At 61.6% G+C, this 7,352-nt stretch carries 6 protein-coding genes and 1 pseudogene; 3 read left to right on the top strand and 4 right to left on the bottom strand.

Translation table 11 applies throughout. The features are described 5' to 3' along the window. Nucleotides 1–230 (bottom strand): annotated as a pseudogene (locus tag OCK01_RS25495) (alpha/beta hydrolase); the annotation flags it as partial. A 252-nt stretch (nucleotides 231–482) separates the two neighbouring features. Continuing rightward, nucleotides 483–1,025, bottom strand: a complete 543-nt coding sequence (locus tag OCK01_RS25490) for a Pycsar system effector family protein (protein WP_318530262.1) — start codon at nucleotides 1,023–1,025, stop codon at nucleotides 483–485. 499 nt (nucleotides 1,026–1,524) lie between these two features. On the opposite strand from OCK01_RS25490, the gene OCK01_RS25485 reads away from it, so the two are divergent. From OCK01_RS25485 to OCK01_RS25475, 3 genes are all read left to right on the top strand, one after another. Continuing rightward, the gene (locus tag OCK01_RS25485) at nucleotides 1,525–1,734 is read left to right on the top strand and encodes a hypothetical protein (protein ID WP_263826396.1); all 210 of its coding nucleotides are present in this window, start codon (nucleotides 1,525–1,527) and stop codon (nucleotides 1,732–1,734) included. A gap of 70 nt (nucleotides 1,735–1,804) precedes the next feature. Further along, a complete protein-coding gene (locus OCK01_RS25480; RefSeq protein ID WP_263826395.1) occupies nucleotides 1,805–2,641 on the top strand; it encodes an SDR family oxidoreductase in 837 nt (278 codons plus the stop codon). Between the two features lie 2 nt (nucleotides 2,642–2,643). Further along, nucleotides 2,644–4,479, top strand: a complete 1,836-nt coding sequence (locus OCK01_RS25475) for a glycoside hydrolase family 15 protein (protein ID WP_263826394.1) — start codon at nucleotides 2,644–2,646, stop codon at nucleotides 4,477–4,479. A 210-nt stretch (nucleotides 4,480–4,689) separates the two neighbouring features. On the opposite strand, the gene OCK01_RS25470 is transcribed toward OCK01_RS25475, so the two are convergent. After that, nucleotides 4,690–6,102, bottom strand: coding sequence for a M20/M25/M40 family metallo-hydrolase (locus OCK01_RS25470; protein WP_263826393.1), 1,413 nt, complete (start codon nucleotides 6,100–6,102; stop codon nucleotides 4,690–4,692). 31 nt (nucleotides 6,103–6,133) lie between these two features. Continuing rightward, on the bottom strand, nucleotides 6,134–7,348 hold the full coding sequence (locus OCK01_RS25465) for a trans-sulfuration enzyme family protein (protein WP_263826392.1): 1,215 nt from the start codon (nucleotides 7,346–7,348) through the stop codon (nucleotides 6,134–6,136). Nucleotides 7,349–7,352 lie beyond the last annotated feature (4 nt).

Raw genomic sequence — 7,352 nt, 5'->3', positions numbered from 1 at the left:
CCGTGATGGAAGACGATCGGCTGCGCGTCCTTCGGACCCCAATCCTTGTAGAAAATGTCAACGCCGTCCTTGGTGGTTACATAAGCCATCGTTCTGTTTCCTTTGGTGGAGGTTGTATTGGACGCAGCGTCGGCTGCGAATGTGAATACGGGTGAAAATGCGACGGTTGCGGCGGCGCCGGTGGCCAGCAACATGGTGCGCCGTGTCATGGAACTGTAGTGGTCGGTCATCTTGCTCACCGCGATCTCGAAGGGCGTAACGTCAGGCAATGCTGTGTTCGTCTGACAGCTTGATACTGCGGCAAGAGAAGCCCACGCACAATTGTGGCAATAGTTTCGAGTTTATTGCGATAGTCGCAATGATAGTGCGTGATCGAAAAGAGGACCATGGATGCGCCGGGCCAACCTTCCATGATCGGGCGCGCGCGCTCCGGCTCAATAGCCAGCTGTCTCCAGCCATCGTCGAGAAGCAAGTCCTGGCGATCAGAATATGATCAGGGCGAAGACGTAAGATAGCACCGTCGCCATCATGCCCAGGAAGGCGAATTTCACGAAACGGAACTTTGTCCGGGCGATTGTCGACAACACGTCCGCGTTCGCAAGATATTGCTCGAACAGGTAACCTACGTTTCGCTCCTGAGCGGCCCGCCGGAAATCCTCCCGCTGCGAGGTCCAATTGCCCCAGAAGAGCGAGGTCGATTTCGGGACGTGACGCGGCGCCACCGCGAAGACGGCGAACAACATCGTCAGCGTCGAGGATATCGCGAGACACGCCGAAGCGATGATGGTGACGACATCGCTATCGATATAATGAGCTGCGGTAAAGGCCGCCTTCACGTCCTTCGACGTGACCAGAAGCGCCATCATGAACGTGAAGATATAGGCCGCCTTTTGATCGGATAGCTTGATCTGATCATAAAACACGTCATTTATCTTCTTTATATGGTCGAAATACTCGAGATCACCGATCGTCTGGGAGTTTCCGGCGCTTCGCGTGATCTGCATTTCGGAATGATGACTCGCCACGTCCTGCGTCTCCGATATTTGCCGTCTCTTCTACCAAAATGACAGGCGTTTCAAGAACTGAAGCCGGCGACTACCAGCTTCTCGGCGATCGCGGCGCGTGGACCCGTATGAACGCGACATGTCAACAGGAGACCCTCCCACACTCTGGCAAGTTCGACGATGCAGTCGACCGTCCACTGTCGGGTTCTCACATGCAGATCGCGCTTCGCGCAATCGCCGAGATTGTTCTGACAAGCCGGGGATTTGGGGATGATGCGAAAATGCGCGCTTGCGAAGCAGAAGCGCTTCGCCATGCGTCATCGACAGGCGGGGTGATGGCCCTTAATGGCTTTTGTTCACCCGGAACCTTTCCGCGCGCTCGGCTATTCAGTCGCTATATGACTGAAAGGCAATCGCATGTGGCTGGAGGCGGCATATTGGGGCCTGGTCGGAGGATCGGCTCGTCTTCTTCTCGGCCCAGCCATCCCTTTTCTTACCCCTCTTCCCCGAGGTCTGGGGGGTGATCGCATCGGGCGTTGCGGCTCTCGCGGGCAATATCGCCCTTGCCGGCGCAGGCTTCGACCTGATTGGCGCCGTCACCGCGCTCGCGGCGGGCGCGATCCCGGCGATGATCCCGGAAGCCTCCGAGCCCGCCAACGAATATGCCGGCCTCATCACCGTAATCGGTTTCCTCGCCACATTCGCACCCCCCAGGTCGGCAGGCGGGTGATGACTACCGCCTCCAAGCTTGCCGACGACCATGGCCGCCGCCCGTACGGATATAGCAAAGGAATTTGAATATGATCGCTGCTGAAACGGCTGCAACACGAGATTTTCTCGGCCTGCGAGGCCAGGTCGCCATCGTCACGGGCGCGAGTTCGGGCATAGGGCACGCTTGTGCGCTTGCGCTTGGTGAGGCCGGGGCGCATGTCGCCATAAATTGCCTGCAAAGCTCGCAGGATGTCGCCGCGTCCATCGCCGCGGAGATCGACGCGACCGGAGGCTCGGCGATGGTCGTGGCCGCCGATGTCTCGGATGAGGCGGATGTCGAGCGAATGTTCGCAAGCGTCGTCGAACGGTATGGAACCATGCACATCCTCATCAACAATGCGGGGATCCAATCCGGCGCGCCCTTCAGGGACATGACGCTGTCGCAATGGCGAAAGGTCATGGACGTCAATCTCGATGGCCAGTTCCTGTGCGCGAGGTCGGCTGTCCGCGAGTTTCGCAGGCGCGGCCTTCAACCGGAAATATCCGCAGCCTTGGGAAAGATCATCTGCATGAGTTCGGTCCACCAACGTATCCCTTGGGCGTTCGAAACCAATTACGCCGCATCCAAAGGCGGAATTTCTCTCCTGATGAAGTCGCTCGCCCAGGAAGTGGCGGGAGATCGCATCCGGGTGAACGCCGTCGCGCCGGGCGCCATCCGGACGCCGATCAATCGGGAGGCTTGGGAGACGCCCGAGGCGGAAAAAAAGTTGCTCGACCTCATCCCCTATGGCCGTATCGGAGAACCCGCCGATATCGCCAACGCCGTCCTATTTCTCGCCTCTGACTTTTCCGACTACATGACGGGCTCGACGATGTTCGTCGATGGCGGAATGACGCTCTATCCCGGCTTTCGAGGCGAGGGGTGACCATGAGCAAGCCGATTGAAGACTATGGCCTGATCGGCAACATGCTGTCCTGCGCCCTGGTGGCCAGGGACGGCTCGATCGACTGGCTGTGCCTGCCGCGTTTTGATTCCGACGCCTGTTTCGCCGCCCTGCTCGGCACGGCCGAAAACGGGGCTTGGCGCATCGCGCCGGTAGATCAAACCGCCGTGGTCACGCGCGCCTACCGCCCCGGCACGCCGATTCTCGAAACGACCTTCGAGACGGAAGAGGGATCGGTCACGATCATCGATTTCATGCCGCTGTCGCGGGACGAGGAACATGTCAATCTCGTGCGCATCGTCCGCGGCAATCGCGGACGACTGACGATGCGCTGCGATTTCACCCTGCGCTTCGGTTACGGCAGCACCGTACCCTGGGTTCAGAAGACCGACTTCGGCCTGCGGGCGGTGGCGGGACCGGATGCGGTGGAGTTGCATTCGCCCGTCAAACTCGTCGGCGAAGACATGAGTTCGGTGGCCGAATTTCCGGTCGAAGCGGGCGATTCGCTCGCCTTCGTCCTCGCCTGGCATCCATCTCACCGAATAGGCGAACGCGACCTCGATCCACAGCAACGCCTGCAGGAGACCGAAGCCTGGTGGCGTGAGTGGTCCGGTCGATACGATCCCGGCATCGCCGAACCGACAAAGTGGCACGAGGCCGTACAGCGATCGCTCATCACGCTCAAAGCGCTGACCTTCGCGCCGACCGGCGGCATCGTCGCGGCGGCCACCACGTCGCTTCCCGAGGAGATCGGCGGCGAACGCAATTGGGACTATCGTTATTGCTGGATCCGCGATGCGACGCTGACGCTCTACGCCTTTCTCAATTCCGGCTATCTCGAGGAAGCCGAGGCGTGGCGCGAATGGATGCTGAGAGCCACCGCCGGCCACCCTGCCCAAGTGCAGATCATGTATGGTCTGGCCGGTGAACGCCGGCTGACCGAGATAGAGCTCGCCTGGTTGCCCGGCTATGAAGGATCCCGACCGGTGCGCATCGGCAACGGCGCTCATGGACAGCTCCAGATCGACGTCTATGGTGAGCTGATCGATGCTCTGCATGCCGGACGCAAATACCGCTTGCGGCCATCCAGCGAAGCCTGGGCGTTTCAGCGCGCGCTGCTCAACGACCTCAGGAATAAATGGCGACTTCCCGATCAGGGCATCTGGGAAGTCAGGGGCCCGGCGCGTCACTTCACCCATTCCAAGCTGATGGCCTGGGTCGCGTTCGATCGCGGCATAAGAGGCGTCGAAGACTTCGGCCTCGACGGCCCCGCTCACGACTGGAAAGTCGAGCGGGATGCTCTCAGAACGGAAATCCTCTCCAACGGCTGGAGTGAAGCGAAGAAGGCGTTCGTGCAGAGCTTCGGCTCCGATGTGCTCGACGCCTCGCTGCTGCTGATGCCTCTGACCGGCTTCCTGCCTCCGGATGACCCGCGGATCGTGTCGACGGTGGACGCCATTCAGACGGAACTGATCGAGGACGGCCTTGTTCTGCGCTACCGCACCGAGCATGCCGAAGACGGGTTGCGCGGCAGGGAGGGCACGTTCCTAGTCTGCAGCTTCTGGCTCGCGGACGCCTTGACGATGATGGGGCGCATCGAGGAAGCGTCGGCCATATTCGAGAAACTGCTCGGCCTTCGCAACGATCTGGGATTGCTGGCGGAGCAATATGACCCGCGGAGCCGAAGACAGCTCGGCAATTTTCCGCAGGCCTTTTCGCATCTCGGCATCGTCAACACCGCGCATAATCTCATGTCCACCCGTGGGCCGGCCGAACAGCGCGCCGATCGCGCTCAATCAACCAAGCAAGGCGTGGAATGAGATCATGGCTCATGCAGGCCGGAACAAGCCGAAAAACATGAGAGGGATGCCAGTTGCGGCGGCAGAACCGAAAGCCAGCAAGCCTCCTTCGACATCGGCGCCCACATGGGGCGCGCCGCTGCCGCTCGCATGTTCCGCGACGGACGAGACCGGCGCGTCTCCGAAGAGTCTCGCGACCGACGTCGCTGGTCCGGTCCGGCGCCGGAACCCCTAAGCCTGGCTTTGCGCCTGCATCTGGATATCCTCGAAGATCCGGATCCAGCTTCTGGCGCCCCGACGAAGCCGCTCGCTGTCGTAGCGCTCGTCGGGCGCATGGATGGCGTCGCTCGGCAGAATGAACCCGATGACCACGCATTCCGTCTGCAAGGCGTCGCCTAACTGTTCGACCAGAGGGATGGCGCCGCCCGTGCCGCGAAGAATGACGGGTGTTCGCCATTCTTTTTCGAGCCCCCGGGCCGCCGCCTTCAGATAGGGGCTCTCCTGAGACAGCACGACCGCGGAACTGCCGCCATGTCCTTCGAATTCGACGCGGCACCCTTTCGGAAGCAAGCGTTCGACGTGACTGCGAAAGCGCCGGCGGATCGTCTCCGGCGCTTGTCCGGCCACCAGGCGGAAGGACAGCCGCGCGGTCGCCGAGCCCGGCAGGACCGACCGTTCGCCCGGCCCCTGATTGCCCCCGGTAACCCCGTTGATGTCCACCGTCGGACGGGCCCACATCGCTTCGATCGCCGAAAATCCCTCTTCCGTGACGCCGCCCGAAAGATCGACATCGCCGAACAATTCGGTTTGCCCCGAGAGCTCACGCCACTGCCGGCGCACCGCGTCCGGAATCTCGCGCACCCCGTCATAGAATCCGTCGATGGCGACCCGCCCCGCGTCGTCATGCAGGCTTGCCAGAATGCCGCTCAGGATCCGGATCGGATTGGCCGCGACGGCGCCGAAATGTCCCGAATGAAGATCCGGATTCGGCGCGGAAATGGTGATGCGCTCGTGGACCAGACCCTTGAGCTGGGTCGTGATGGCAGGTTGCGTCGCCGACCACATCTCGGCGTCGCAGATGAAGGCGACATCACAGGCCAGGTCGTTCCGGTGCGCCTCGATGAAGTCCGGCAGGCTCGGCGATCCGCATTCCTCCTCGCCCTCGAGCAGGACGATGACCTCGGCTGGAAATTCGCCATGCACGGTTTTCCACGCCCGCAAGGCTTCGATGAAGGTCCAGAGCTGGCTCTTGCTGTCGGAGGCGCCGCGTCCATAAAATCTATGGACGCCATCCTCCTCGATGACAGCCGGCTCGAAGGGAGGGTGTTTCCACTGGCCGATATCGCCTATGGGCTGGACGTCGTAATGTCCGTAGAACAGCAGGCGCGGTTTTCTGTCGTTCGGCGCCATGGCCGAGCGGCCGAGAACGACCGGGTGCCCCTTCGTGCTGACGACATCCGCCATGAGCTCCATGGACGAGAGCTCGCGTTTCAGCCATTCCGCAGCCTGAGCGATGCCCTCCGCGCCCGAAGAGTCGCTGGAGATCGACGGAATTGAAATCAACTCGAGCAGCTTGCCGAGAGCGATGTCGAACGTGTCGTCGATATGCTTCAGCACGTCTTCCGTCTTTGGCGTGGTCTTCACGTGCATGTTCCCTGAATTTACGCTTGCAAAGTCATCCATGGCGCGTCGTCCTCTGCGAAGCATCGCTTGCGGCGGCGTTTGCCCTGGTCTCGAGGAAGCCGAGGAAACGCTCCACGTCTTCCCAGAGCTCCTTTTCATCCTCCAGCCCGATGCTCAGGCGCAGGATGACATCTGGGCCATTCCAAGCGGTGGCGCTGCGAAATCCCTTGATCGACATCGGCGCCGCGAGACTCCGCGTGCCGCCCCAGGAGGCGCCGATGGCGAAGATCTTCAGCGCGTCGAGTGACGCGGCGACCTGAGTGGACGCTTCCTCCGTGAAAACAATGCTGAACACGCCGCTCGAACCCAGAAAATCCCGCCGCCACAGCGCGTGATCGGAAAACGAGGCCAAAGCGGGATGAAGGACCGCCTTCACCAGAGGATGACCTTCGATCCTGCGCGCGAAATCGAGGGCAACCCGCTCGGAATGGCGAAGGCGTACGCCGAGCGTTTCGAAGCCGCGCAGCACGAGCGAGGCGTCATCCGGCGAAACGCCGATGCCCATTCGACCGATCAACGAACGGATCGGCTTGATCAGGGACTCGTCCCGCACGGTGATGGAGCCCATCAGCACATCGGAATGCCCCGATACGAACTTGGTGAGCGCTTCCGTGACGATATCGGCGCCGTGATCGAGCGGCTTGAAATTGAGGGGTGTCGCCCAGGTGTTGTCGACGCCGACCAGCGCGCCCTCCGCATGGGCGATCGCGGCGATGCGCGGCAAATCGCTGATTTCCATCGTGGTCGATCCGGGACTTTCGCACCAGACGATCCGCGTCGATTTCCGCATCTTGGATGCGACGTCGTCTGGAGACCGCGGATCGAAGAAGTCGACCTCCACACCGAGACGATGCAGATCGGTTTCAGCCAGGTCGCGCATCGGCGGATAGGCGGTGTCGGCGATCAGAATGTGATCGCCGGCCGCCAGGAAAGGAAGAACCGCCAGTGCGTTGGCCGCCTGACCCGATGGCGTAAGAAATGTCCATGCGCCACCCTCGAGGCGCGTCAGCTTGGCCTCCAGCGTGCGCGTCGTCGGCGTGCCGTAGAGGCCATAGGAATAGCCTTCACGACCACGCTCGCCCCGGGACGCATAGGCGGCGGCGTCTTTGAAGACGATCGTCGAGGCGCGATGAACGCCCGCGCCGAGCGGCGCGAATCCCTCCGTCGGCACTTCGGGCGTGAGGACGCATTGGGTGAGATCGCTCATGGAA

The organism is Rhizobium sp. TRM95796 (genome assembly GCF_025779995.1).
GTDB lineage: Bacteria > Pseudomonadota > Alphaproteobacteria > Rhizobiales > Rhizobiaceae > Rhizobium_E.
The sequence above is the reverse complement of the archived record's forward strand: the minus strand, read 5'-3'. Positions and strand labels throughout refer to the sequence as shown.

Coding starts and splice junctions, on each gene's coding strand:
- OCK01_RS25465 (WP_263826392.1), bottom strand. CDS start 7,348: ATGAGCGATCTCACCCAATGCGTCCTCACGCCCGAAGTGCCGACGGAG.
- OCK01_RS25475 (WP_263826394.1), top strand. CDS start 2,644: ATGAGCAAGCCGATTGAAGACTATGGCCTGATCGGCAACATGCTGTCC.
- OCK01_RS25480 (WP_263826395.1), top strand. CDS start 1,805: ATGATCGCTGCTGAAACGGCTGCAACACGAGATTTTCTCGGCCTGCGA.